This is a genomic window from Pseudomonas sp. GM41(2012) (assembly GCF_000282315.2).
Lineage (GTDB): Bacteria > Pseudomonadota > Gammaproteobacteria > Pseudomonadales > Pseudomonadaceae > Aquipseudomonas.
In genome coordinates, this window is record NZ_AKJN02000006.1 from 2,287,584 (window position 1) to 2,314,498 (window position 26,915).

Below are 26,915 nucleotides of genomic sequence, written 5' to 3' on the forward strand. Positions count from 1 at the left end.
TGCGCAGTCAGCCAGCGGCAGGAGTCAGCTCAGGACTTCGCTCAGCGGGATGAAGCTCACATAGTCACCTTCGATCAGCGTGCGATCCTCCAGCACCTCGACCAGACCATCAGCCCAGGCAGCGCTACGCAGTACACCGGAACTCTGATTCCTGTAGATAATCGCCCGGCCATTCTCCAGACGTCCGCGCAAGTACTCGCGTCGATTGCCTGCTTTTGGCCATGCAAACCCTGCAGGCACCTGAAACTTCAGGGGCTCAACCTCTTTTACACCCTGTCGGCGCAAGAGATAGGGCCTTGCCAACAAAGCAAAGGTCACCAGCGTTGAAGCCGGATTGCCAGGCAAACCAATCACAGGTACGCCGCGAAAATGCCCGAATGTCAGCGGTTTGCCGGGTTTGATGGCGAGTTTCCACAACGTCAACTCGCCCTCTTCACGCAAGGCAATGCCCAGAAAGTCAGCCTCTCCCACCGAGACACCGCCGGTGGAAAGGATCAGATCGACATCCTTCAATTCACCCAGTCGAGTGCGGGTGGTCGCCAAATCATCCGGAAGAATTCCGGCATCGATCACCTCACAGCCGAGGCGCTGCAACCAACTGCACAGCAACACTCGATTACTGTTGTAGATCTGTCCCGGCCCTAGAGCCTGGCCCGGTTCAATCAGTTCATCCCCGGTGGACAGAACGGCAACACGAACCTTGCGAATCACATCCAGCTCTGCGCATCCCAGCGATGCAGCCAACCCCTGCTCGATCGGCCCGAGGCGCGTGCCGGCTGGCAGAATCAATTCACCAACAGTAGCTTCCTGGCCTTGAGGACGAATGTTTTGTCCTGGGGCCATGGTTTCGGTGAAACGTACTCGCTCATCCGCCTGAACCTCGGCGTTTTCCTGCATCTCGACGCAATCTGCACCAGCGGGTACTGGCGCACCGGTGAAGATTCGTGCACAGGTGCCAGGCTTCAAGGGCTCCGGAGCCTGACCGGCAAAAATCTTCTGGCTGACCACCAGTGGCTCTCCAGTCCAGTCGGCCACGCGCAAGGCATAGCCGTCCATGGCACTGTTGGGCCACGGTGGCAGATCCAGCGTCGACACCAAGCCATCGGCCAGCACCCGGCCCTGAACCTGCGCCAATGGCAAGCGTTCACGCTCACGAATCGGTGAGGCTTCGGCCATTGCCAGCAAGCGTGCCAGTGCCACCTCGACAGCCATCAGACTGCCAGTCTTGCCTGGCTTACCCGCGGGATTCACAGGGTGCCGCCTGTTTGAGATGAGCGACGAAGTTGCACGGGCGGTGCCGCGAATCCAGCTGCTCGGCAAGAATGCCATCCCAACCGGTGCGCACGGCATTGGTCGAACCCGGTAAACAGCAGACCAGCGTGCTATTGGCTAAGCCGGCCAGGGCACGGGACTGAACAGTAGAGGTGCCAATATCCGCCACCGATATCTGCCTGAACAGCTCACCAAAACCGTCGACCTGTTTATCCAGCAGGCAACTCACTGCTTCCGGAGTGCTGTCGCGTCCCGTGAAACCGGTACCGCCAGTGATCAGCACCACCTGCACGACATCGTCGGCAATCCAGTTGGCAACTTGCGCGCGAATTTTGTAGAGATCATCTTTGAGTAGAACCCGGGCCGCCAGGTTATGGCCGGCAGCGCTCAAACGGTCGACGAAGAGCTGGCCTGAGGTATCGGTTTCCAGGGTACGGGTATCGCTGACCGTCAGCACCGCGATGTTGAGCGGTGCGAAAGGTACATCAGCCTTGGCTTTCATAGGCTCATCCAGTTGTAGGAGAAACAGCCCGGTGTTATATCACAGCGCCTCATTTTTTCGCCGCCCCCATGGAGACCTGCCATGACCTCGAATACACATTTGCCGCCCTGCTCCATTCTGCTCCTGGCAGGTGGTCGTGGCCAACGCATGGGCGGTCAGGACAAAGGGCTGCTGGAATGGCACGGCGAGCCATTGATTGCCCACTTGCACCGCAAGACCCGTTCACTGAGCGATGACCTGATCATCTCCTGCAACAGAAACCTGGAAAAGTACGCGCCGTACGCCGACCAACTGGTTCATGACGATGAAGGCGACTTTCCTGGCCCCCTGGCCGGTATTCGCGCAGGCCTGAAGGCCGCCCGCCATGCGCATTTGCTGGTGCTGCCTTGTGACGTACCACGCATAGACGCCGCGCTGCTCAATAGCATGCGCGACTCCGCCAGTCAGCACCCGGACCAACCGCTGATGCTGCGCCATGGCGAACATTGGGAACCTCTTCTGTGCATCATCCCCGTGGCGCTCTCGGCCGATTTCGACAGTGCCTGGAACGACGGCGAACGCAGCCCGGGTCGCCTCATGCGCAAACTGGGCGCTACCGCCCTGCAATGCCCCGACAATGATCCACGCCTGGCCAACCTCAACACACCAGAACTGTTAAGTGCCCACAACTCTGTGTCAGACTGACAGGAGAAGGAACTTGCACGCGCTATACACGTCTCAAGCCCAGTAACCAAAAGAATTCATATTCGGAGACACACTCATGACTCAACGGACCCTCGCCACTTTCATGCTCGCACTGGGCCTCGCTACCCTCGCCGGTTGCGCATCGCCTACAGTGATCACCTTGAATGACGGTCGAGAAATCCAGGCTGTCGACGCGCCAAAGTACGATAAGGATTCGGGTTTCTACGAATTCGAACAACTGGATGGCAAGCAGACCCGCATCAACAAGGATCAGGTTCGTACCGTTAAAGAGCTGTAATTTTTGCGGTGACAACCGGATATGGAAAAGCCCGCTATATGCGGGCTTTTTCGTGGCTGAAAATCAGCAGACTCGCTGAACTTCGTGATCACCACTGCAGGGTGATGGTGCTTTCGAATGCTCTTTCCTGGCCGGTGACCGGGTCCACAAACCGTAATCCCTGAGCGAGCAGTTTCAAAGGATTGGCATAGTCATCCTCAACATCCTTGAGTACCTGCGGATAAAACGGGTCGTTGCAGATGCTGGCGCCCAAGGCTGTCATGTGCACCCGCAACTGATGCTTCTTGCCCGTCACCGGGTAAAGCGCATAACGCCAGAGGTCACCGTTCTTCTCCCTGACGTCGACAGCCGTTTCGGTATTGCTGACGCCCGGACCTTCCTGCATGCGGAAGAAAGGCTCGCCATCGATAAGGCGACTCTTATGGATCAATGGAAAAGAGAGTTCAGGCAACGCTCGGGCGATGGCCTCGTAGCGCTTTTCGATCTGCCGCGTAGGAAACAACGACTGATAGGCAGAACGGCTCTGAGGGTTGGCGGAAAACAGCACCAGCCCCGCTGTGTGTCGGTCAATGCGATGCAAAGGCACCAGATGCGGGTTATCGAGTCGACGGATCAGCCGTCGCAACAGGGTCTGCTCCACGTATTCACCCGCCGGCGTCACTGGCAGGAAATGCGGCTTGTCCGCCACGACCAGATGCTCATCCGCGTACAGAATCGACTCAACCACCGGGATCGGCTTCTCGTCCGGCACCTCACGGAAATAATGAATCCGCAAGCCTTCCTTGTAAGGCAGATCAAGGGCGATCGGCATGCCGTGACCGTCGAGGACACGACCGCGAGCGATTCTGTCCAGCCATTGTTCACGACCGATGGCGCTGAAGTGTTCGCACAGACAATCGAGTACGGTCTGCCACGGACCAGGCGGCAGGTAGAGCGTGCTGGCCTGGTTGTGTGCAGCAGAAAAAGATGAAGTGGACATACGAAAGTTCTAACCCTCAATACAGGGCGGCATTATCCAACAGCGGCCGGAACGAACCTAGAAGAGAATCCTCACGCCGGTATCTGCGTGCGCGCTGCCGCTTCGGTGAACTCCTTGAGCCAGCGCAGCACATCAACCGCCTCCCATCGACCGGGGTCATAAAGCGCATACAACAAGCCCTGATAACCCACGACATCCAGTTGCCGGTGATAGCCCGCACGCTGGAACAAGGCTTCGATTTCGGCGAAACAGGTATTGAAATGCAGTTTATTGAAGGGCGTTTTTCCTTCCGTCACCAGGCCATCCAGACGCAATTCGAGGACAGCCTCGCGCACCACGTCTGCCGACATCCGGTTCACGCTGTTCTTCAATTGTTCGACATTGACCACGATTCATCCCTCTAACGCCCGGACCGCCTGCCCAAACCCGAACACCAAAAACGGCAAGGCAGGCATCACGAATTACTGTATGCGCATACAGTATCCGATCAGCACCGGTAAAGCCAAGGGGATCCATCGCAAAGTTCGACAGACGGGAACTCTGCCACCGCAACAACCGCTTAACGCAGGAACGCCACCACCTGATCGGCACCGAACGGCCAGCCCAGCTCCGCGCCAGTATCGACCCGCCGTAATACCGGAATACGCAGACTGTAAGCTTCGAACCACGTTTCGTCGTCCGCGATATCCACCAGTTCCACCAGTAGACCACGCTCGACAAATTCCATCAGCATGGCTTCGGCGACTTCACAGAGATGACACCCAAGGGTGCCGAACAGCTGACATTCAGGAAGCATGAGCGCTCAACCGAAAAATTTAAGTCATCATTCTAGGCCGGCCCCGAAAAGCCGTCGAGCCATTGAATGCTCTACCCTTGAGCCATATCGGCAACGGATCGCGGCAATACGCTGACGCACATCAGTCGTCTTCAATATCCTTTGCGCGATGCTCTCGGATTATTTGCCTCTACGCTTGAATGGCCAGCGTCCCCTCACCGGAGTTTTTTGTGTTCGCCACCCTGTTGATCATCCTCGCCTCTTCCCTGGTGATGATTGCACTGTTCCAGCGCCTGCGATTACCACCGGTGCTGGGTTACCTGTGCGTGGGACTGATGATCGGGCCGAGAGCATTCAACTGGGTGAATGAAAGCGAAGAGCTGCCGGACCTCGCCGAGTTGGGCGTGGTGTTTCTGCTGTTCTCCCTTGGGCTGGAGTTTTCCCTGTCGAAAATGCTCGCGTTGCGCCGAGTGGTATTCGGGCTTGGCAGTCTGCAGGTGCTGTGCTCCGGGATGCTGCTAGGAGGTTTGCTGATGCTGCTCGGCATGCCGATCACGCCTGCGCTGTTACTCGGCGCCGGCCTGTCGCTGTCTTCCACGGCCATTGTCAGTAAAGAGCTGAGCAGTCTCGGCGAGATTTTCAGCAGCCACGGCCAGAATGCCATCGCCGTGTTGTTGTTCCAGGACGTCGTGGCGGTATTGCTGCTGACCCTGGTGCCGGTGTTCGCTGGCAGCAGTGACCAGGCCTGGTATTGGGCGCTGCCACTGACGCTGGGTAAAACCGTCATATTGTTCGTCGGCCTGCTGCTGGTCAGTCGCTGGTTGTTGCCGCGGCTGTTCCATGAAGTGGCAGCTGCCCGTTCCCCGGAACTGTTCGTATTACTGGCGCTAGTCATTGTTCTGCTGACGGCGTGGCTGACCCACCTGCTTGGTCTCTCCCCTGCCCTGGGTGCGTTTCTCGCCGGCATGCTGCTGGGGGAAAGCCATTACCGGCACCAGATCGAGGCCGACATCCGCCCGTTCCGCGACATCCTGCTCGGGCTGTTCTTCGTCAGTATCGGCATGCTGATCGACTTGCAGTTGTTCGCCAGCCACGGCCTGCTGATTCTCGGCCTGACCTTGGGGTTGTTGTTGCTCAAGGGCAGCGTCGTTGCGCTGCTGGTCAAATGGCGTGGCAGCGATGGCGAAACCGCCTGGCGCAGCGGCCTGGCATTGGCCCAGGGCGGCGAGTTCTGTTTTGCGCTGATGGCACAGATGCAGCAGAACAAACTGATGCCCGCGGATTTTGGCGGCCTGCTGCTGGCGGCGACCTTTTGTTCGATGCTCGTCACACCGTTGTTGCTGCGCGCCGCACCCCACATCGCCACACGCCTGCACCGCAAACCCAACGAAGAAGCAAAACTGGAAGAAATCAACGCGCTCAATGCCGGGTTACACAACCATGTCGTTATATGTGGCTACGGTCGTGTAGGTCAGTCAATCGGACGCGCACTACGCAACGCGCAACAACCCTACATCGCACTGGATACTGATCCGGTGCGTGTCCACGAAGCCGCCGTTAGTGAAACCTGCGTGCATTATGGCGACTCACGTCGCGGTGAACTGCTGGTCGCGATAGGACTGGAGCGCGCCAGGCTGTTGGTGATCGCCGTGGATCAGGCCGACATCGCGTTGCTGATCCTCAAGGAAGCGCGGCGACTCAACGCGACCGTGCCGATTCTGGTGCGCACGCGCGACGACAGCCAGCTGGCCGAGTTGAAGGCAGCAGGCGCCAGCGAAGTCGTGCCTGAACTGCTGGAGTCGAGCCTGATGCTCGCCTCCCACGCGCTGATCATGCTGGGATTACCCGCGTATCAGGTACAGGAGCGGGCCGACCAGATACGGCACGACCGCTATCGCCTGCTGCACGGTTTCTATCCTGGCGCTGACGACGAAGAGACCTAGTCCTGGCTCACAGCGCCAATCTTGTGCACCGACAAGTCAGCGCCGTAATACTCTTCTTCCTGACTCAGACGCAGACCATGGAACGCCTTGATCGTGCCATACACGGCAAAGCCACCCGCCAGCGCCACAACCACCCCCAACGCAGTGCCGATCAACTGGCTGATCAGACTCACGCCGCCCAGCCCACCCAACGCGCTCTGGCCAAAAATGCCGCAGGCGATTCCGCCCCAGACGCCACACAAACCATGCAATGGCCAAACCCCCAACACATCGTCGATGCGCCATTTGACTTGAGCCGCAGTGAAGCACCAGACAAACAGTGCGCCGGCGATAACGCCAGTGATCAGCGCGCCCACCGGGTGCATCAGATCGGAACCGGCACAGATCGCCACCAGCCCGGCCAACGGGCCGTTATGCAGAAAGCCCGGGTCATTGCGCCCGACGACCAGCGCCGCCACGGTACCGCCGACCATGGCCATCAGCGAGTTCACCGCCACCAGTCCGCTGACACCTTGCAGGGTTTGCGCGCTCATCACGTTGAAACCGAACCAGCCAACGATCAGGATCCACGACCCCAGCGCCAAAAAGGGAATGCTCGAGGGCGCGAACGCCACCAGTCGCCCTTCGCGATAACGACCATTGCGCGGCCCGAGCAACAACACCGCGGCCAGCGCCAGCCAACCGCCCATGGCGTGGACCACTACCGAGCCGGCGAAATCATGGAAGCTGGCACCAAAGTGCTGCAGCAACCAGGCTTGCAGGCCAAAGTTGCCGTTCCAGATCATGCCCTCGAAGAACGGATAGATGAACGCCACGATCAGTGCCGTCGCGCACAATTGCGGGACAAACCGGGCACGCTCGGCGATGCCGCCGGAAATGATCGCGGGTATCGCCGCAGCAAAGGTCAGCAGGAAGAAAAACTTCACCAGCCCATAGCCATGATCAGCATTGATCACCGCCGCCGGTTGCATGAAGGTCACCCCATAGGAAATCCAATAGCCTATAAAGAAGTAGGCCAGGGTCGAAATGGCGAAGTCGCTGAGAATCTTCGACAAGGCATTGACCTGGTTCTTTTGTCGAACCGTGCCGACTTCAAGAAAGGCGAAACCGGCGTGCATCGCCAGCACCATGACCGCGCCGATCAGAATGAACAACGTATTGGAGCTATGGACCAGACTGTCCACAGCGCTTTGCAGATTTTCCATGGGGTTGGCAGACCTGAAGGCTAAAAAAGCACCAAAGCAGTTCGCGCAGACAATTCATGCACCAAGTTGCGACTTGCCGGGATCAGCAGATTGATCCCGATGAGCCAGTTTGGCGCACAAGGTTGGAACCTTTGCGCGAGTTTTGATTATTTGAGATAAGGTTTTACTCGAATCCTGCCCGGCAACAGCGCAACGGCGCAGGCAGACGCACCACGACGTAGCAAAAGTTGTACCAGTCATTTGTACTGAACCTTCGCGCAAGGCTCATACTCGAACGTTTCAGAAGCCACTTACGGAGATCCACCCATGGCCAGCATCAAGGCAAAGACTGCTCAAGAAATCCTGATGAATGATTTTCAGACTCTGGTCAGCGACACCGAACGGTTGCTGGAACACACTGCAACGCTGGCCGGCGATCAGGCTGATGAGCTGCGCGAGCAAATCCACGACAGTCTGATGCGTGCCCGCGAAACCTTGAAATTGACCGAAGACTCCCTGCGCGAACGCAGCAAGGCCGCCGTTACCGCCACCGAAGACTATGTCCAGGCCAACCCATGGCAATCGGTCGGGATCGCTGCCGGCGTGGGTTTCCTGCTTGGCTTGCTGGCCACTCGGCGCTGATATGGCGATCGGCGAATCCGGCTCGTCCGCGACGGGCCCAAGCTCCTCACCGCGGCGCCTGGGTGCTGCGTTTCTTGGACTTTTGCACAGCCATGTCGAACTGTTCGGCATCGAATTGCAGGAACAAAAAGCCCGCACGGTAAGCCTGTTGCTGTTCGCAGGCCTGGCGCTGGTTTTTGCCTTGTTGTTGCTGGTGGGGTTGTCGACGCTGGTGTTGATCCTGTTTTGGGACACCTATCGCCTGGCGGCCATCATCGGGCTCTGTGTTTTCTACACACTTGCGGCCATTTTCTGTGCGATGCGCTTGAGAGCGGCGATTTTCGATGAATCCTCGCCCTTCCACGGCACCCTGGAAGAGTTGGCCAACGATCGGGAGCGTCTGCTGCCATGAGCCTGCCTGAACTGCCTCACAACAGCTCGCGCACCGAAATGCGCAAAGCGCTGATTCGCCTGCGCATGGAAATGCATCGTCAGGAAATCCGCCACGAATCCGCGCAACTGCTGCAACCCTTGCAGCGCGTGCGCGGGATGACGCAAAACCTGCAGGATGGCTTCGGCATCAAGCATGCTCCACTCTGGGGCGTGGCAGCTGTCACCTTGCTGGGCTTTCTGACGGGCAAAGGCGCCAAGAGCGGTGGCGTCACCAGCCTCACTCGACTGGTTCGTCTGGGCGCCACGCTGGGGCCATTAATCAAGCTGGTCATGCAAGGCTCTTCGCGTCACCACTAAGGCCGCTATCTGGCTGCATTCTTGCCACATCGGGATTGAACCTCTCTATCGAGGGGTTCAATCCTGCGCGCCTATCCGGTGAACAGGTTTTATCGACAACAAGACCTGACCAAGGAGGCCTCGTGATTGACGCCGCCGGGCTGTAGGAGCCGAGCTTGCTCGCGATGACGGCAGTTCACTCGATGTTGTAGCGCCTGATACACCGTCATCGCCGGCAAGCCGCGCTCCTACAGGTGTGTGCGTGTTTTTCGCTTGCAGGTCCGGACGTGAACCCGGAAGCTTAAGCAATCAGTCACCTGACGGAGAGATCCAGCCTTGGATTGGCAAACCCTGCTTACTCGTGAACGCCTCGGAAAGCCTCTGCACAGCCCGGAAGAACTCGGCCGCAGTCCTTTCCACAAAGACCACGACCGGATCATTTTCTCGGGCGCGTTTCGCCGCCTCGGGCGCAAGACCCAGGTCCATCCGGTCACCAGCAACGATCATATCCACACGCGCCTGACCCATTCGCTGGAAGTCAGCTGCGTCGGCCGTTCGCTGGGCATGCGCGTCGGCGAAACCATCCGCAGCGCCCTGCCGGACTGGTGCGAGCCCAGCGACCTGGGGATGGTGGTGCAATCGGCTTGCCTGGCCCATGACATCGGCAATCCGCCCTTCGGCCACTCCGGCGAAGACGCGATTCGCCACTGGTTCCAGCAAGCCGCCGGTCGTGGCTGGCTGGATGCGATGAGCGAAGTCGAACGCAATGACTTCCTCAATTTCGAAGGCAACGCCCAAGGCTTCCGGGTACTCACCCAGCTGGAATATCACCAGTTCGACGGCGGCACCCGGCTGACCTACGCCACGCTGGGCACTTATCTGAAGTACCCATGGACGGCAAAACACGCGGACTCACTGGGCTACAAGAAACACAAGTTCGGCTGCTATCAGAGCGAACTACCGCTTCTGGAACAAATCGCCCATAAACTCGGCCTGCCGCAACTCGAGGAGCAGCGTTGGGCGCGCCATCCGCTGGTGTATCTGATGGAAGCCGCCGATGACATCTGTTACGCGCTGATCGATCTGGAAGACGGTCTGGAAATGGAGTTGCTGGAGTACGCCGAAGTCGAGTCCCTGTTGCTGGACCTTGTGGGTGATGACCTGCCGGAAACCTATCGCCAGCTTGGTCCACAGGATTCGCGCCGGCGCAAACTGGCGATCCTGCGAGGCAAAGCCATTGAACACCTGACCAACGCCGCAGCACGGGCCTTTGTCGAGCAACAGGACGCTTTGCTGACCGGCACGCTGCCCGGTGATCTGGTGGAGCACATGCACGGCCCTGCCAAGCGTTGCGTCTTGAATGCGAAGGACATGGCGCGGAAAAAAATCTTCCAGGACAAGCGCAAGACCCTGCATGAAATCGGCGCGTACACCACGCTGGAAATCCTGCTCAACGCCTTCTGCGGCGCGGCACTGGAACAACATAACGGTCGAACGCCGTCCTTCAAGAGTCGCCGAGTCCTCGACCTGTTGGGTAACAATGCGCCCGATCCTCACAGCCCATTGCACGCCTCGTTTCTACGGATGATTGACTTCATCGCCGGCATGACCGACAGCTATGCCAGCGAAATGGCGTTGGAGATGACCGGTCGTTCGAGCCACTGATGAGACCCGGGTGATCAGCCATTACGTCGCCTGCAATGGTTGGTTTGCCTCTCAAACCCCAAGTGCACTCAACGTTCGCCGAATCCCCCTACAACATGCGCTGAGCTAACTGATCGATTATTCGGTAACTTCGCGAAATAATCTCGCTTCCTTCAGTTCGACAGAAGAAGCGTGAATACTCCTATGTTCAAAGACGATCTGCGCATCTTGCTGGTGGAAGATCACCCCTTCCAACTCCGGGCGACTCAATACCTGCTTGAGAGTTACGGTTTCACCCAACTGACCACCACCGACAGTGCCGATGGCGCCTTGCAACAAATGCTCAAGGCTGTGCAACCGTTTGATATTCTTTTGTGCGATCAATGTCTGCCAGACCTCTGCGGGCTTGATCTGGTCGAATTTGCCAGCCGCCGAGGGATGATCAGACAGGCAATACTGTTAAGTAGTCTGACATCCGCCGAACTGGATGAACTTGAAAAAAAGGCCAATGAACACGGACTGCCATTATTGGGGTACTTGATCAAACCGCTGAAACAATCCGAATTTAGAAACCTGTTGACCTTGGCCTCATTGTAAAAAATCGCATAACAAACACACTAAAAACTCAGTCAAAATACAACTCAAAACTTACAATTAAAGACTTTCAACCTCTCGACTAACCCTCAACAACCTTTACCCGTCTTCATAAAAACCTAGTTGATACGTAGTCCCATTCCTCTTCAGTTGTAGGATTGCTCCTATATTGCCGCTGCAGGTCCGTCAGCTCATGCGTCGCCTCAACTATCTGAGCTAAGGTGCGCGCTTTATTAGAGCTCGTATGGGATTTGATTATGAACTCCGTTTTTATTGTCGACGATCACCCTGTCATCCGCCTTGCCGTCAGAATGTTGCTTGAACATGAAGGTTACAAAGTCGTCGGCGAAACTGATAATGGGGTCGACGCCATGCAGATGGTTCGCGAATGCATGCCTGACCTGGTCATTCTCGACATCAGCATTCCGAAACTGGATGGGCTGGAAGTTCTCGCCCGTTTCAACGCAATGAGTACCCGCCTTAAAACATTGGTATTAACAGCACAATCCCCGACACTTTTTGGTATTCGTTGCATGCAGTCCGGCGCATCGGGATATGTGTGCAAACAGGAAGACCTGAGCGAACTGGTCAGCGCTATAAAAGCGGTATTGTCAGGTTACAACTACTTCCCAAGCCAGGCCTTGAATCCTGTTCGCAGTGATGACGCGCGTTTCGACGACCTGGAACTGTTCAAGTCAGTCAATGACCGGGAACTGATGGTATTGCAACTCTTCGCCCAAGGCCGCACCAACAAGGAAATTGCCAAAGGCATGTTTCTGAGCAACAAGACTGTCAGCACTTACAAAAAACGCCTCATGCAAAAACTCAAAGCCAAATCCCTGGTTGAACTCATCGATATGGCAAAACGTAACGCGTTAGTGTGAGAGACAGGATGCCCAGTCGTATAAAGGATTATCTGACACTCATGGCCGCAGGTTTATGCCTGAACACCTCAGTGGCCACTGCGCAGACCGTCAGCGAGAACTACACCCTGATAAGTCGCTCGATGGCCGGACACCAGGAAGTCCAACTGGATAAATCACAACGACAATGGATCGAGCATAAACGGGAACTGATCCTGGGCACGTCAGCCCCGGACTACCCCCCTTTCGACCTGACCATCAGTGGTCACGACTATGAAGGCTTTACCGCCGATTACGCAGGTATCCTTGGCAAAACAACCGGTTTACCCATCAAGGTTCTGCGCTTTGCGTCGCGGGAGGCCGCGATCGAGGCACTCGAAAACGGTGAGATCGATTTGCTGGGCACTGCCAATGGATTCGAAGCTCACAACGCTGACATCGTACTTTCCACCCCCTACGCCGTAGACCAGCCGGTTCTGGTGACACGCGAAGGTGAAACCAGATCCTTGACCGATGGCCTGGCCGGTCTGCGGCTGAGCATGGTGTATCACTATTTGCCGCTGGAGGAGGTCAAGGCAATGTATCCGGGGGCGATCATCACGTCCTTTCCGTCCTACCAGAATGCGATCAATGCCGTGGCCTTCGACCAGGCTGACGTTTTTCTGGGTGACACCATTTCCACCCATTACATGATCAACAAGGGCTATCTGAACAACATCCGCATGGCGAACTTCGGTAAACACGAAGCCCATGGTTTCAGCTTTGCCGTGCATAAAGACAACCCGCAGCTGCTCGCCATCATCAATGCAATGCTCATCGCCATCCCCACCAGCGAACGAGACAACATTGCCAAACGCTGGAGTGCCGGCAGTGACATGCTGCTTACCGATCAAAAACTGCAACTCACCCACAACGAGGAACGCTGGCTGGCGCAACACCCGGTAGTGCGTGTGGTGGTCAATGAGGCTTTTGCGCCGCTGACGTTTTTCGACAGTGATGGCAACTTCCGTGGAGTTACCGCTGATTTGCTAGAGCTGATCAGATTGCGCACCGGTTTGCGCTTCGACATCCATCGCAGCCGCAGTGATGAGGAGATGATCGAGCAGATCAGGGACAACAAGGTCGACTTGATCGCCGCGCTGCTCCCCAGCGCCCAACGTGAAGCGACGTTGAACTTTACCCGCCCCTACCTGCAAAACTCCTTTGTCCTGCTGACTCGCAAAGCCGCCGACAGCCCGACTAGCCTTGCGCAGTTACAGGACAAACGCCTGGCAATTGCCCAAGGCAATCCCCTGGTAGATTACCTGCGCAGCGAGTTCCCGCGGATCAGGCTGATTGAAACCCCGGACACGTTCAGCGCCGTGGAGTTGCTGGCCGAGGGCAAGGCAGAAGGTGCGGTGAATTCACTGGTGATTGCCAACTACTTCATCTCATCGCAGCTCTTCGAGCACACCCTTCAAATCACTACCACCATCGGCACCCGGCAGGCTGCGTTTTCCCTGGCCACAGGCCGGGAAGCCAAAGAACTGAACACTATCCTCAACAAGGCGCTGCTGAGCATTGCGCCGGAAGAACTGGGCATCATCAACAGCCGTTGGCGCGGCTATTCGGCGTCCTCGCAAAGTACCTGGCGCAACTATCACCGGCTGTTCTACCAAATCGTTATCGGTGCCGGGGTGCTGCTGCTGATTTCCGTTACCTGGAACGCTTACATGCGTCGCCAGATAAAGCAGCGTCAAGCAGCCGAGCGCGCGTTGAACGATCAGTTCGAATTCATGCGATCACTGGTCAACGGGACGCCTCATCCCATCTACGTCCGCGATCGCCAGGGACTGCTGCAAAGCTGCAACGACAGTTACCTGGAAGCCTTCAGCACGAGACGTGAAGAGGTCATCGGCAAAGGCGTCATGCAAGGCAACATGAGCAATGCATTCGAAGCCCGGGAATATCAGGCCGATTACCAGCGCGTCGTGGCCGAGGGCATACCGCTGATTCTCGATCGCGCGCTGCACATCGGCGACCGCAGGCTGACGATTTACCACTGGATTCTTCCCTACCGTGATTCGAGTGGCGAGGTACAAGGCATCATTGGCGGCTGGATCGACATCAGCGAACGGCGGCAACTGTTCGATGATCTGCGCTATGCCAAAGAGCGCGCCGATGAAGCCAACCGCGCCAAAACCACTTTTCTGGCGACCATGAGCCATGAAATCCGCACCCCGATGAATGCAGTCATCGGCATGCTCGAACTCACGCTCAAGCGCATCGATCATAAGCATCCGGATCGCCCGGCCATCGACGTGGCGTACAACTCGGCGAAGGACCTGCTGGAGCTGATCGGAGACATTCTCGACATTGCACGGATTGAATCCGGACAGCTGAGCCTGAGCCCGGAACGGGTCAATCCCAGTGAAATCGTGGCCTCGGTGGTGCGGGTCTTCGATGGACTGGCGCGCCAGAAAAGTCTCCGGCTGCTGCTGGAATTTCGCCCTGCCAATCCGGGGTTTGATGTCCTGTTGGACCCGATGCGCTTCAAACAGGTGCTGTCCAACCTGGTGAGCAACGCCATCAAGTTTACCGAGCACGGCCAAATCAGGATCATCGTCGACCTGCAGCCGACCGCCGAGCCTGAGCGGGTCCGGATGCTGTTGCAGGTTCACGACAGCGGCATAGGGATCAGTGAACAGGATCAGCAGCGGTTGTTCGAACCTTTTGCTCAGGCCGATCACTCCGGGCAGTCAGCCAGAGGTGGTGCGGGGCTTGGGCTGGTGATCAGCCGCAGCCTGTGCGAAATGATGGGCGGCAGCCTGCAATTGAGCAGCCAGCCGGGTGTCGGCACTCACGTCGAGGTGTCATTGCACCTGGCAACACTGCCATTCGTACAGAGGCCGGAGACGGCTGAAGCGCAAATCCGCACCACGACGATTCCCTTGAATGTTCTCGTGGTCGACGATCACCCCGCCAATCGCTTGCTCATGTGCCAGCAACTGGAGTTTCTGGGCCACCGATTCAGCGTCGCGCCGGATGGCCAGGCGGGATTTCAGGCATGGGAAGCCGAGCCGTTCGATCTGGTGATTGCCGATTGCAACATGCCGGTCATGAACGGCTACGAACTGGCCCGCGCCATTCGCCGACATGAACAAAAAATGCACCGCCCGCCCTGTACCGTGCTGGGTTTTACCGCCAACGCACAACCGGAAGAAATACAACGCTGCAAACAAGCCGGGATGGACGACTGCCTGTTCAAGCCCCTGACCCTGACAGCCTTGAGTCAGTGGATTGAAGGTATCAGGCCAACCGTCCGCGATCCCGCGTTCAGCCTGCAAGGATTGCGTCTTTTGACCGGCGGAGATCCGGTATTGGACCAGCGATTGTTGACCGAACTGTTGAACAGCAACCGTCTGGATCGACAAGAACTGCTGGCGCTGTCCCCCTCCAAAGAACCCCAGCCATTTCTCGACGTCGCCCACAAAATCAAGGGCGCCGCCCGAATCGTCCAGGCGTCCCGGGTGATCGACAGCTGCGAGGCGATGGAAAAGGCCTGCCATGAAGTGTTCCATCACCACGAAGTGGCCAATTGCAGCAAGGCTATAGAGCGCGCCCTGCTCGAACTGGAGCAAGCATTGCAGCAACAGATCGGACAAAACGACAAAAGCAGAATGACAGAGCCTTAACTATGCTTGGACGCTGAGCAGTGCGTTAACCATCATGGAGAGACCTGCAATGCCCAGCCCACTGCGCCCGGATCAACGTCGGTTTCCGCTGCACGTCCATATCAGCGTGATGTTCACTTTCCTGCTGTTGCTGACGGGCGTGGTGCTGGGCCTTTTCAACTACCAGCAAACCACGCAGATCATTCTTTCCAGCAGTGAAAAGCTCTTCAACCGCATCGAGCAGGACGTCCGTCTCGACCTGCACGCCACTTATGAACCGATTCGCCATCTGCTGACCCTGCTGGCGGAATACCCGGCGACCCAGGCACCTGACCTGGCGCAACGCCTGGCATTGCTCAAACCCTTCAGCCAGTCGCTCAAGGACAACCCCGACCTGGCTTCGTTGTATCTGGGCTATGGCAACGGTGATTTCTTCATGGTTCGGCCCTTGCGAACCCCCGACCTGAAAACGCTCCTCAAGGCACCGGATACTGCGGCTTTTCAGGTGTGGAGCATTGAGCGAACAGGCAACAGCGGTCAGGTCCTCTCCCAATCATTGTTTTTCGATCAGGATCTGGCCCTCATCAGCCGCCAGGACAACCTCGACGAAACCTACGATCCGCGAACCCGCGCCTGGTATGCCAACGCCCATAGCGACAGCGATCAGATCACTACCGAACCCTACATCTTTTTCTCCACCCACAATGTCGGCACGACCCTGGCCCGGCGCAGTGGCGAACAGGCTGTCATGGGCGCCGATCTGACCCTGGCGGAACTCTCCGCTACCCTGGCCAAACATGTCGTGACCCCCAATACCGAAATAGTGCTGTTCGATGCCGAAGGGAATGCCATCGCGTATCCCGACAGCAGCAAACTGATCATCGACGATCAGACTGCCCGCCTGATCAAAGCCGCCGACCTGAGCCCCAGCCTTGGCGCATTGCTCAACAATCCCCTCGCAGGCAATCGCCTGAATGTCGCCGGTCGTCAATGGATCGTTGCCCGCAGCAGCATGCAGGAAGGCGGCCCCCAGGGACTGCAACTGGCGCTGCTGGTGCCGGAAGATGAGTTACTCGTCGATGCCTACCGCATGCGCTGGCAAGGCGCGCTGATTACCCTGGCCACGCTGTTGCTGTGCCTGCCGCTGGGCTGGCTGACCTCGCGGGTTCTGGTCACCCCCCTGCGCGCGCTGGTGCGGGAGGCCGATGCGGTGCGCAGTTTCGACTTCAATTTTCCGGCCTCACGTCGCTCTCCCGTGCTCGAAGTCGACCAACTGAGCGTGTCGATGACGCGCATGAAAGACACCCTGGCGAGTTTTTTCCAGATCACCGACAGCCTGAGCGCCGAGACTCGCTTCGCCCCCCTGCTGGAACGGGTGTTGTTTGAAACCGTGAAAATCGGCCAGGCCGAGGCCGGTCTGATCTACTTGCGCGAAAGTGATGGCGATCGCATGGAGCCCCATGGTCTGGTCGTCAACGGTACCTCACGGGCATTGTCGTCATTTGATCTTCAAGGACACGAACTCCAGGCTCCGCAAAGCCCTGCATGGCTACAACAGCTGTCGAATGCCGACAACGTCGTCACCACGCTGGGTTTCGAACAAGCCGGAGATTTGCAAAAGGTGCTGCTGGCGCTGGAGTGTCCCCGCGTTCACCTGATCGGTATTCGGTTGCACAATCGCCATAACGAAACCGTGGGCCTGCTGATCCTGCTGTTGGCCGATACCGGCCACCAGTGCGATCTGGAGAAACTTCGTCCGGACCGCATCGCGTTCCTCCAGGCCGTGTCCGGCGCGGCCGCCGTGAGTATTGAAAGTCAGCGTCTGCAAGCCAAACAAAAACAACTGCTGGACTCCTTCATTCAACTGCTGGCGGGTGCGATTGACGCCAAAAGCCCCTATACCGGTGGTCACTGCCAGCGAGTGCCGGCGCTGACCCTGATGCTCGCCCAAGCCGCCGCTGCCAGCCAGGACCCGGCCTTCAGTGGCTATCAACCCAACGAAGATGAATGGGAAGCGCTGCATATCGCCGCCTGGCTGCACGACTGCGGCAAGGTCACCACGCCGGAATATGTGGTCGATAAAGCCACGAAGCTGGAAACCCTTAACGACCGTATTCATGAAATCCGCACCCGCTTCGAAGTACTCAAGCGCGATGCCTGGATCAGTTATTGGCAAGCCATGGCCCTGGGCGGTAACGAGCAGCACCTGGCCGAACTGCGTAACACCACGCTGGCGGAGCTGGACGATGATTTCGCGTTCGTTGCCCGCTGCAACCTGGGTGGCGAAGCGATGGCCGAGTCCGACCAGCAACGCCTGCGCAGCATCGCCCAACGCACCTGGACCCGAACCCTGGATGACCGGCTGGGCGTTTCCTGGGAAGAGAACCGGCGTCAGGCGAGGACCCCGGCACCGACACTGCCGGTCAGCGAGCCATTGCTGGCGGACAAACCCGAGCACCTGTTCGAACGGTCCGAAGCCGAACTGATTCCGCAGGACAATCCCTGGGGGTTCAAGCTCGATGTGCCGCGCTACAAGTACAACCGGGGCGAGCTGTACAACCTGAGCATTGCCCGAGGCACCCTGACCCGCGAGGAGCGTTACATCATCAATCACCACATGGTGCAGACGATTCTGATGCTCAGCCACCTGCCCTTCCCCGGCCACCTCGCCAACGTCGCGGAGATCGCCGGCGGCCACCACGAGAAAATGGACGGCACCGGGTACCCCAAACAGTTGAAGCGCGAAGAAATGAGCCTGCCGGCGCGGATGATGGCGATTGCCGATATTTTCGAAGCCCTGACCGCCGCCGATCGCCCCTACAAGAAAGCCAAGACCTTGAGCGAAGCACTGGGCATCATGGCCACGATGTGCCGGGATGCCCACATCGATCCTGAGTTGTTCGGGCTGTTCATCAACGCGCAAATCTACATGCAGTACGCCGATCGATTCCTCGACCCCCAACAGATCGATGTGGTTGATCCGACAAGCCTGCTGGTCAAGGCAGGCCTGGCATGATCAGCAGTCGGTTAGGCGCAGGAAAATCGCCGCCAATTGCTCGATACCGGACTGATCTTCAGCGGTAAAACGCGCCAGTTTCGGGCTGTCCAGGTCCAGCACGCCAATCAGGCGACCGTCCTTGACCAGTGGCACTACCAGCTCGCTGTTCGACGCGCTGTCGCAAGCGATGTGCCCGGGAAACGCGTGCACGTCCTCGACCAACTGGGTCTGCAAGGTGGCCGCCGCCGCTCCGCACACGCCCCGACCGAACGGAATCCGCACACAGGCGATTTGTCCCTGAAACGGGCCAAGTACCAGCTCTTCGTTGCGATTGAGGTAGAACCCGGCCCAGTTCAGGTCATCGAGCTGGTTGAACAGGAACGCAGAAAACTGCGCGGCGTTGGCAATGAAATCCCGCTCGTCCGCCAGCAATGACTCCAATTGCGCCCACAGCATGCCGTAGCCTTCGAGGCCCTGGCCGCTCTTTTGTAAATCGATCATGCCTTGTGCTCCAACAGCTTCAGCCCGACCCAATAGCGGGCAAATTGATACGCGCAACGTCCGTTGCGATTACCGCGGCCCGTGGCCCAACGTACCGCGAGGATGTCCAGTTCTTCGTCTCGCTGCCACTTGAGGCCCGCCTTGTCGGCCAGTTGACCGATCCAGTGTTCGACGACGTTAAGGAAGTGTTCCTGGGTAAACGGATAGAACGACAGCCACAATCCAAAACGATCCGACAGCGCAATCTTGTCTTCCACCGCCTCGCTGGGATGGAGTTCGCCGTCAACGCGTTTCCAGTTTTCGTTATCGCTTTCCTTTTCCGGCACCAGGTGGCGACGGTTCGACGTGGCGTACAGCAAAACGTTATCCGGCGCCTGTTCGAGAGAGCCGTCGAGCACGCTTTTGAGCACGCGATAATCGCCCTCTCCCGACTCGAACGACAGGTCATCGCAGAACAGCACGAAACGCTGGGGCAGCTTGGCGATCTGTTCGACCACTCGCGGCAAGTCCGCCAGGTGATCGCGTTCGATCTCGATCAGCCGCAGGCCGGCCTTCCCGTGTTCGGCCAGCAAGGCGCGAATCAGCGATGATTTACCGGTGCCGCGCGAACCCCAGAGCAACGCGTGGTTGGCCGGCATGCCATCGAGGAACTGCTGAGTATTTCGCCCCAGTTGCTCCAGTTGCCGGTCGACACCGATCAGGTCGGACAAACGCATGTCGAGGCTGACTTCCAGCGGCAACAGAAATCCGCTGCGACCCTCGCGCTGCCAGCGCGCGGCAAGGCAATGATTCCAGTCGATCGCTTGCCGAGGGGCGGGCAGCAGCGGTTCGATACGGGCCAAAACGGCATCGGCGCGTTCAAGAAAAGCATTTAATCGGGAATCCACGTCTTCTCCTCGGGCTCGTTCACAGTAATGATGGCGATACAGCGACGAAACACAACGTTCGGTGTCAGGTTCAGCCCTTTGCACAAGGGCTCGCGAGAACATCGGTATCCATGCATCATCGACTATGCTTGAGCAGCGAAGGGAAACGGAAGTGGTTCAACACCCCATGGATATCAAGTTCACCAACCGGCTGTCCTACAAGCAAGCCAGGCTTACTGTGCTGGTCGGTTTCATTCTGGGCACGCTGCTCAGCCTGCTGCAAATAGGCATCGATTATGCCAGTGAAGACGCCTCCATCAACCGCGAAATCCTGTCTTTGCTGGAAATCAGCCATAACCCCGCGTCCCGCATCGCCTACAACATCGACGCCGAACTCGCTCAGGAACTGACCCTGGGCCTGTTGCGCTCGCCGGCGATCATCGGCGCGCAATTGATCGACAACAACAATAACGTGCTGGCCAACGTCAAACGCCCTGGCGTGCAAAGCAGCTATCGGGTGATCAGCGACTTTCTGTTCGGCGCCAACCGACAGTTCGAAGACCGTCTCTTCCTGGATCACTTGCCGACCGAATCCCTCGGCACCCTGCATCTGGACGTCGACACTTATTCATTCGGTAACCGGTTCCTGCGTCGGGCCGAGGTGACCCTGCTCAATGGCTTCGCTCGCAGCCTGCTGCTGACCGGCATCCTGCTGGCGCTGTTCTACGTGATGCTGACCAAGCCGTTGGTGCGGGTCATCCGTGAACTCAGCAGTCGCGACCCGCGCAGTACGGAGTCGACGTCGCTTGAGTGTCCGACGGACCATGAAAACGATGAAATCGGTGTACTGGTCAAGGTTGCCAACCAACAATTCGAAAACATCGCCACCGAAATCCAGCAGCGACGCAACGCCGAAAACCGCCTGACCGACTACCTCGGGCAACTGGAGAACATCGTCTCGGCCCGCACCGCGGAACTCAAGGCGATCAACTCGCGGCTCAGCCAATCCAATCAGGAGCTGGAAGTCGCCCGCAGGACCGCCCTGGACATGGCCGAAGCGCGCTCGGTGTTCCTGGCCAACATGAGCCACGAGATCCGCACGCCGCTCAATGGCCTGCTGGGGATGATCGCGCTTTCCCTGGACGGCCCGCTCAATGCCGAACAACAGCAACAGCTGTCCATCGCCCATGACTCGGGCAAAGTATTGGTGGAACTGCTCAACGATATTCTCGATTTGTCGAAATTCGATGCCGGCCAACTGGAGCTCGAACATATTCCGTTCGACCTCGGTTCACTGATCGAAGACACCGCCAACCTGCTCTCGCAAAACGCTGCGCCGAGTGTCGAACTGAGCTGCCTGATCGACCCGCACTTTCCGGCCCTGGTGCTTGGGGATCCGACGCGGGTCCGACAGATCGTCAGCAACCTGTTGTCCAACGCCCTCAAGTTCACCCGTTTCGGTCGCGTCGATGTGCGCCTGTCGACGTTCGGGGACGGCGTCAGAATCGAAGTCTGCGACACCGGCATCGGTATCGCCCAGGATGCCCAGGTCAAGATCTTCCAGCCCTTCACGCAGGCGGGTGCCGGCATTACCCGGCAATTCGGCGGAACCGGGTTGGGCCTGGCACTGACCTACAACCTCTGCGAAGCCATGCAAGGGCGCCTCACCATCAGCTCGGAAGCGGGCTTCGGCAGCCAGTTCTGTGCAGACTTGCCGCTGCCCAGCCACACCCGCGCCCTTCCCCCGGCCTCTTTACAGGGCAAGGTCATCGCCATCACCACCGCCAGCAGCGGTCTGGCCGAACTGTTGAACAGTGTGTTGCCCGGCTGGGGGCTCGACTATGAGCAGCGTTCCATCGATGACTCGTTGCTGGGCCTGAACCCGGATGTACTGATTACCGATTGCCCCGAATGCCTGTTTGGCCTGCGCCCCTCGTGTACAGCGCCCATTCTGCTGGTCACCGCTTACGGCAGTTTCATGCCCAGCGAACAAGCCCTCGCCCTCGCCCCCTTACAGCAACAGGCGCGGCCTCTGGCACGCAACGCGCTGTACCAGACGCTGCGGCGAACCCTGCAGCCGGAACTCAACACGATCAACGGTGCCCGGCTCGACGTCCTCTCCCCACAACGACGCGGACGCGTGCTGCTGGTGGAGGACAATCCGGTCAACCAACTGGTGGCCAAGGGGATGCTCGGAAAACTCGGTTGCGAGGTGATTGTCGCCGGTCACGGTGGTGAGGCGCTGGATCAGCTGGAGCAGAGTGAATTCGATCTGGTGCTGATGGACTGCAACATGCCGGTGATGGACGGCTACGAGGCCAGCCGGCAAATCCGTCGCAGCGGACGCTGGCCACAGCTGCCCATCGTCGCCCTGACCGCCAACGCCATGTCCGAAGAGCGCGAACGGTGTCGTGCGGCAGGCATGAGCGACTACTTGGCAAAACCGTTCCGCCGGGAAGAGTTGGCAGCCCTGCTGGACTTGTGGGTCCCTACTACGACAGCGCTTTGATTTGCCCCAAAAGGTGATCAAGGCCATCGCGCAGATCATTCAGGCGATCCAGATCCACACCGCTGTCGCATAACAGACGGGCCTTGAGCGGCCCGACCTGATCGCGCAAAGCCTTGCCGGTTGGCGACAGGCTCAAGTGCACTTCACGCTCGTCCCGCGCCGAGCGCTGACGCTGAACCAGTTGCAGTTGCTCAAGACGCTTGAGCAACGGCGTCAGCGTGCCGGAATCCAGCGCCAGGCGTTCGCCCAACGCCTTGACCGTCGGTTGCTCAGGGGCCGCCTCCTGCCATTCCCACAACACCAGCATCGCCAGGTATTGCGGGTAGGTCAGGCCGAGTTGATCGAGCATCGGCTTGTAGGCGCGGATCACCGCCCGGGAAGCGGCGTACAGCTTGAAGCACAGTTGACTGTCAAGCTTCAGGGAATCGACTGACAAGGTGTTCATTTGAGCAGGGCTTCGATCTCGCGGGTCAGGTCCTGCGGCTTGGTCGCGGGGGCGAAGCGCTTGACCAACTGGCCATCCTTGCCAATCAGAAACTTGGTGAAGTTCCACTTGATGCCTTGGGAACCCAGCACACCCGGCGCGCGCTTTTTCAGTTGAACGAACAGCGGATGGGCACCGGCGCCATTGACTTCAATCTTTTTGAACAGCGGAAAACTGACGCCGAAGTTCAATTCGCAGAACTCGGAAATCGCCCCTTCGTTGCCTGGCTCTTGCTTACCGAACTGGTTACACGGAAAACCCAGCACCACCAGACCTTGATCCTTGTAGGTCTGCCACAACTCTTCAAGGCCTTTGTACTGCGGGGTGAAGCCGCATTTGCTCGCGGTGTTGACCACCAACACGGCCTTGCCGGCGAAATCGGCCAGGGTCTTTTGCTCACCCTTGATGGTGGTGCAAGGGATGCTCAGCAGGTTGTCGCTCATGGTTCGGACTCTGAATGAGGGAAGATGAGACAAACATAGCGAGCAATTGAATTGCGTGCAATTTAATAAATCAATTGCCGATTGACTGTAGGAGCACGGCTTGCCTGCGATGGCGTTCTTAAGATCGCCATCGCGAGCAAGCTCAGCTCCTACAGGGCATCGTCGATTAATTGTAGGAGCACGGCTTGCTGGCGATGGCGTTCTTGAGGGCGCTATCGCGAGCAAGCTTTGCTCCTACAGGGCATCGTCGATTAATTGTAGGAGCACGGCTTGCCGGCGATGGCGTTCTTGAGGGCGCCATCGCCGGCAAGCCGTGCACCTACAGGGCTCGCATTACGAGCGCGGTACCAGGTCCAGGCACACCGAGTTGATGCAATAACGCAGGCCGGTCGGCGGCGGGCCGTCGGGGAACACGTGCCCCAGGTGCGCATCGCATTTGGCGCAGACCACTTCGGTGCGGATCATGCCGTGGCTTACGTCACGGATCTCGACCATGGCGCTGTCACCGATCGGTGCATAAAAGCTCGGCCAGCCGCAGCCGGAGTCGAATTTGGTTTTGGAGTCAAACAGCGGCTCGTTGCAGCAGATGCAGTGGTAGACACCGTCAGTTTTGGTGTCGTTGTACTTGCCGGAGAACGGTCGCTCGGTGCCCTTGAGGCGGCAAACGTTGTACTGCTCCGGGTCGAGCATCGCCTTCCATTCTTCCAGGGTTTTTTCCAACTTTTCCATCGTCACACCTCAGCAGCTGAAAAAGCCCGATCTGTATCTTTTCCACGGATCGGGCGGCACGTATGATTGCGCCTCGTCAAACGCCAGTCTGGCAGCCAGACCACGCGCATTCAAACGGATTTATGGGTGCTGCTTCTCAAGGCGTCAGGCCTGTGTGAATACGCAGGATTCCCAGTACGGTCGTTCATACGCCGCCTGGATCGTTCATTTTCGGGAACACATCGCCATGCAGGTCAGCAAATCGAACAAGCTCGCCAACGTCTGCTACGACATTCGCGGCCCAGTGCTCAAGCACGCCAAACGCCTGGAAGAGGAAGGCCATCGCATCCTCAAGCTGAACATCGGCAACCCGGCGCCTTTTGGTTTCGAAGCGCCGGATGAAATCCTCCAGGACGTCATCCGCAACCTGCCGACGGCTCAGGGCTACAGCGATTCCAAAGGCCTGTTCAGCGCCCGCAAGGCCGTGATGCAGTACTACCAGCAAAAGCAGGTAGAAGGCGTCGGCATTGAAGACATCTATTTGGGCAACGGCGTTTCCGAGCTGATCGTGATGTCGCTGCAGGCCCTGCTCAACAACGGCGACGAAGTGCTGGTGCCGGCCCCGGACTATCCGCTGTGGACCGCCGCGGTGAGCCTGTCGGGCGGCAACCCGGTGCATTACCTGTGCGACGAGCAGGCCAACTGGTGGCCGGATCTGGCCGACATCAAGGCCAAGATCACCCCGAACACCAAAGCACTGGTGATCATCAACCCGAACAACCCGACCGGCGCGGTGTATTCGAAAGAAGTCCTGCTGGGCATGCTGGAACTGGCCCGTCAGCACAACCTGGTGGTTTTTTCCGACGAAATCTACGACAAGATTCTGTACGACGATGCCGTGCACATCTGCACGGCGTCCCTGGCGCCAGACCTGCTGTGCCTGACGTTCAACGGTCTGTCCAAGTCCTATCGCGTGGCGGGTTTCCGTTCCGGCTGGATCGCCATTTCCGGCCCGAAACACCACGCCCAGAGCTACATCGAAGGCATCGACATGCTGGCCAACATGCGTTTGTGTGCCAACGTACCGAGCCAGCATGCGATCCAGACCGCCCTCGGCGGTTATCAGAGCATCAATGATCTGGTATTGCCCAACGGACGACTGTTGGAACAGCGCAATCGCACCTGGGAGCTGCTTAACGACATTCCCGGCGTGAGCTGCGTCAAGCCAATGGGCGCGCTGTACGCGTTCCCACGGATAGACCCGAAAGTCTGCCCGATCCATAACGACGAGAAATTCGTGCTCGACCTGCTGCTGTCGGAGAAGCTGCTGGTGGTACAAGGCACGGCCTTCAACTGGCCATGGCCGGACCACTTCCGTGTGGTGACCCTGCCGCGCGTGGACGAGCTGGACATGGCCATCGGACGTATCGGCAACTTCCTCAAGTCCTATCGCCAATAACCTGCCTGTCACCGTGCGACGCTTGCGCAAGTCGCACGGTGATTGATTCAGCAACATTTCTTTGCGCCCTGCCGAACATCGCTCTTCAATCGCTGACTGATGACTCGTTGAGAGCTCGCGTCTAACAACGGCGGGGCTTACGACGTTAATTGCCTGACAAACACTTCCTGCATCGACGTCGGAAATGCCCTTCAAACAGCTAGACTGTTGCCGTAGGACACAGTTTGAAATAGTCACCCGGTTGAATAGCCCGGGTCAGCACCTTATATACCCCGCAGTACGCTACATCTTTAGCATGAGGAGATTTCTACAACCATGATGCGCATCCTGCTGTTTTTGGCCACTAACCTGGCGGTCGTGCTGATTGCCAGCATCACCCTGAGCCTTTTCGGCTTCAACGGGTTCATGGCGGCCAACGGGGTTGATCTCAACCTCAATCAGCTGCTGATTTTCTGTGCGGTCTTTGGTTTCGCCGGCTCGCTGTTCTCGCTGTTCATCTCCAAGTGGATGGCGAAGATGAGCACCAGCACCCAAATCATCAGCCAGCCGCGCACACGTCACGAGCAATGGCTGCTGCAAACCGTCGAGCAATTGTCCCGGGAAGCCGGGATCAAGATGCCCGAAGTCGGTATTTTCCCGGCCTACGAGGCGAACGCCTTTGCCACCGGCTGGAACAAGAACGACGCGTTGGTCGCGGTCAGCCAAGGGCTGCTCGAGCGTTTCTCGCCTGATGAAGTGAAGGCCGTTCTGGCCCACGAAATCGGCCACGTCGCCAATGGCGACATGGTCACCCTGGCATTGGTCCAGGGCGTGGTGAACACCTTCGTGATGTTCTTCGCACGGATCATCGGCAACTTTGTCGACAAGGTGATCTTCAAGAACGAAGAAGGCCAGGGCATCGCCTACTACGTGGCGACCATCTTCGCCGAACTGGTCCTGGGCATTCTGGCCAGCGCCATCGTCATGTGGTTCTCGCGTAAACGCGAATTCCGTGCAGACGAAGCCGGTGCACGTCTGGCCGGCACCGCCGCAATGATCGGCGCCCTGCAACGCCTGCGTGCCGAACAGGGGCTGCCGGTGCACATGCCGGACACCCTGACGGCTTTCGGCATCAACGGTGGCATCAAACAGGGGTTCGCCCGCATGTTCATGAGCCACCCGCCGCTGGAAGAGCGTATCGACGCGTTGCGTCGTCGGGGCTGAGAG

25 protein-coding genes are annotated in these 26,915 nt (G+C 58.2%); 14 read left to right on the forward strand and 11 right to left on the reverse strand.

What is annotated here, in order from left to right; translation table 11 throughout:
- Positions 1–24: 24 nt before the first annotated feature.
- Together PMI27_RS15665 and moaB are read right to left on the reverse strand one after the other, a co-directional pair.
- Positions 25–1,251: a molybdopterin molybdotransferase MoeA gene (locus PMI27_RS15665; protein ID WP_008145888.1), complete on the reverse strand. Its 1,227-nt coding sequence runs from the start codon at positions 1,249–1,251 to the stop codon at positions 25–27.
- Complete coding sequence (moaB, locus tag PMI27_RS15660; RefSeq protein WP_008145887.1) at positions 1,235–1,774, reverse strand: molybdenum cofactor biosynthesis protein B; 540 nt, start codon at positions 1,772–1,774, stop codon at positions 1,235–1,237. Before moaB ends, PMI27_RS15665 begins: the two co-directional genes overlap by 17 nt.
- An 81-nt stretch (positions 1,775–1,855) precedes the next feature.
- On the opposite strand from moaB, the gene mobA reads away from it, so the two are divergent.
- A complete protein-coding gene (mobA, locus tag PMI27_RS15655; RefSeq protein ID WP_008145886.1) occupies positions 1,856–2,458 on the forward strand; it encodes a molybdenum cofactor guanylyltransferase MobA in 603 nt (200 codons plus the stop codon).
- A gap of 76 nt (positions 2,459–2,534) precedes the next feature.
- Positions 2,535–2,756 carry a YgdI/YgdR family lipoprotein gene (locus PMI27_RS15650; protein WP_008145885.1) on the forward strand — a complete coding sequence of 74 codons (222 nt, stop codon included), beginning with the start codon at positions 2,535–2,537 and terminating at the stop codon, positions 2,754–2,756.
- An 88-nt stretch (positions 2,757–2,844) separates the two neighbouring features.
- Here PMI27_RS15650 and PMI27_RS15645 read toward each other — a convergent pair whose 3' ends face one another.
- The 3 genes from PMI27_RS15645 to PMI27_RS15635 form a co-directional block, all read right to left on the reverse strand.
- Positions 2,845–3,735: a pseudouridine synthase gene (locus PMI27_RS15645; protein WP_008145884.1), complete on the reverse strand. Its 891-nt coding sequence runs from the start codon at positions 3,733–3,735 to the stop codon at positions 2,845–2,847.
- Positions 3,736–3,806: 71 nt separating this feature from the next.
- Positions 3,807–4,124 carry a hypothetical protein gene (locus PMI27_RS15640; protein WP_008145883.1) on the reverse strand — a complete coding sequence of 106 codons (318 nt, stop codon included), beginning with the start codon at positions 4,122–4,124 and terminating at the stop codon, positions 3,807–3,809.
- Between the two features lie 170 nt (positions 4,125–4,294).
- A complete protein-coding gene (locus tag PMI27_RS15635) occupies positions 4,295–4,531 on the reverse strand; it encodes a glutaredoxin family protein (protein ID WP_008145882.1) in 237 nt (78 codons plus the stop codon).
- 209 nt (positions 4,532–4,740) lie between these two features.
- Between PMI27_RS15635 and PMI27_RS15630 the strand changes: the two genes are divergently transcribed.
- The gene (locus PMI27_RS15630; RefSeq protein WP_008145881.1) at positions 4,741–6,453 is read left to right on the forward strand and encodes a cation:proton antiporter; all 1,713 of its coding nucleotides are present in this window, start codon (positions 4,741–4,743) and stop codon (positions 6,451–6,453) included.
- On the opposite strand, the gene PMI27_RS15625 is transcribed toward PMI27_RS15630, so the two are convergent.
- Entirely contained in the window at positions 6,450–7,658 is a 1,209-nt protein-coding gene (locus tag PMI27_RS15625; protein WP_008145880.1) for an ammonium transporter, read from the reverse strand. The two genes, PMI27_RS15630 and PMI27_RS15625, sit on opposite strands and share 4 nt — an antisense overlap.
- A gap of 306 nt (positions 7,659–7,964) precedes the next feature.
- Here PMI27_RS15625 and PMI27_RS15620 point away from each other — a divergent pair, with 306 nt between their 5' ends.
- The 8 genes from PMI27_RS15620 (at position 7,965) to PMI27_RS15585 (ending at position 18,757) form a co-directional block, all read left to right on the forward strand.
- The gene (locus PMI27_RS15620; RefSeq protein ID WP_008145879.1) at positions 7,965–8,279 is read left to right on the forward strand and encodes a DUF883 family protein; all 315 of its coding nucleotides are present in this window, start codon (positions 7,965–7,967) and stop codon (positions 8,277–8,279) included.
- A 1-nt stretch (position 8,280) separates the two neighbouring features.
- The gene (locus tag PMI27_RS15615; RefSeq protein WP_008145878.1) at positions 8,281–8,670 is read left to right on the forward strand and encodes a phage holin family protein; all 390 of its coding nucleotides are present in this window, start codon (positions 8,281–8,283) and stop codon (positions 8,668–8,670) included.
- Entirely contained in the window at positions 8,667–9,008 is a 342-nt protein-coding gene (locus tag PMI27_RS15610) for a hypothetical protein (RefSeq protein ID WP_008145877.1), read from the forward strand. The genes PMI27_RS15615 and PMI27_RS15610 overlap by 4 nt, the downstream gene beginning before the upstream one ends.
- 315 nt (positions 9,009–9,323) lie before the next feature.
- Positions 9,324–10,652, forward strand: a complete 1,329-nt coding sequence (locus tag PMI27_RS15605; protein WP_008145876.1) for a deoxyguanosinetriphosphate triphosphohydrolase — start codon at positions 9,324–9,326, stop codon at positions 10,650–10,652.
- 183 nt (positions 10,653–10,835) lie between these two features.
- Entirely contained in the window at positions 10,836–11,228 is a 393-nt protein-coding gene (locus PMI27_RS15600; protein ID WP_008145875.1) for a response regulator, read from the forward strand.
- A 254-nt stretch (positions 11,229–11,482) separates the two neighbouring features.
- Positions 11,483–12,109, forward strand: a complete 627-nt coding sequence (locus PMI27_RS15595; RefSeq protein WP_008145874.1) for a response regulator transcription factor — start codon at positions 11,483–11,485, stop codon at positions 12,107–12,109.
- Between the two features lie 8 nt (positions 12,110–12,117).
- Positions 12,118–15,762, forward strand: coding sequence for a transporter substrate-binding domain-containing protein (locus PMI27_RS15590; RefSeq protein ID WP_008145873.1), 3,645 nt, complete (start codon positions 12,118–12,120; stop codon positions 15,760–15,762).
- 49 nt (positions 15,763–15,811) lie between these two features.
- Entirely contained in the window at positions 15,812–18,757 is a 2,946-nt protein-coding gene (locus PMI27_RS15585; RefSeq protein ID WP_008145872.1) for an HD domain-containing phosphohydrolase, read from the forward strand.
- On the opposite strand, the gene PMI27_RS15580 is transcribed toward PMI27_RS15585, so the two are convergent.
- On the reverse strand, positions 18,758–19,240 hold the full coding sequence (locus tag PMI27_RS15580; protein WP_008145871.1) for a GAF domain-containing protein: 483 nt from the start codon (positions 19,238–19,240) through the stop codon (positions 18,758–18,760).
- Positions 19,237–20,127, reverse strand: a complete 891-nt coding sequence (locus PMI27_RS15575) for an ATP-binding protein (protein ID WP_008145870.1) — start codon at positions 20,125–20,127, stop codon at positions 19,237–19,239. The genes PMI27_RS15580 and PMI27_RS15575 overlap by 4 nt, the downstream gene beginning before the upstream one ends.
- A 166-nt stretch (positions 20,128–20,293) precedes the next feature.
- Between PMI27_RS15575 and PMI27_RS15570 the strand changes: the two genes are divergently transcribed.
- Positions 20,294–22,615, forward strand: coding sequence for a hybrid sensor histidine kinase/response regulator (locus PMI27_RS15570; protein WP_008145869.1), 2,322 nt, complete (start codon positions 20,294–20,296; stop codon positions 22,613–22,615).
- Here PMI27_RS15570 and PMI27_RS15565 read toward each other — a convergent pair.
- The 3 genes from PMI27_RS15565 to msrB all read right to left on the reverse strand — a co-directional run bounded on the left by PMI27_RS15565 (position 22,599) and on the right by msrB (position 24,271).
- Complete coding sequence (locus PMI27_RS15565) at positions 22,599–23,060, reverse strand: MarR family winged helix-turn-helix transcriptional regulator (protein WP_008145868.1); 462 nt, start codon at positions 23,058–23,060, stop codon at positions 22,599–22,601. The two genes, PMI27_RS15570 and PMI27_RS15565, sit on opposite strands and share 17 nt — an antisense overlap.
- On the reverse strand, positions 23,057–23,542 hold the full coding sequence (locus PMI27_RS15560; RefSeq protein ID WP_008002671.1) for a glutathione peroxidase: 486 nt from the start codon (positions 23,540–23,542) through the stop codon (positions 23,057–23,059). The genes PMI27_RS15565 and PMI27_RS15560 overlap by 4 nt, the downstream gene beginning before the upstream one ends.
- A gap of 333 nt (positions 23,543–23,875) precedes the next feature.
- Entirely contained in the window at positions 23,876–24,271 is a 396-nt protein-coding gene (gene msrB / locus PMI27_RS15555; protein ID WP_008145867.1) for a peptide-methionine (R)-S-oxide reductase MsrB, read from the reverse strand.
- Positions 24,272–24,497: 226 nt separating this feature from the next.
- On the opposite strand from msrB, the gene PMI27_RS15550 reads away from it, so the two are divergent.
- Together PMI27_RS15550 and htpX are read left to right on the forward strand one after the other, a co-directional pair.
- Positions 24,498–25,709: a pyridoxal phosphate-dependent aminotransferase gene (locus PMI27_RS15550; protein ID WP_008145866.1), complete on the forward strand. Its 1,212-nt coding sequence runs from the start codon at positions 24,498–24,500 to the stop codon at positions 25,707–25,709.
- A 315-nt stretch (positions 25,710–26,024) separates the two neighbouring features.
- A complete protein-coding gene (gene htpX / locus PMI27_RS15545) occupies positions 26,025–26,912 on the forward strand; it encodes a protease HtpX (protein WP_008145865.1) in 888 nt (295 codons plus the stop codon).
- Positions 26,913–26,915 lie beyond the last annotated feature (3 nt).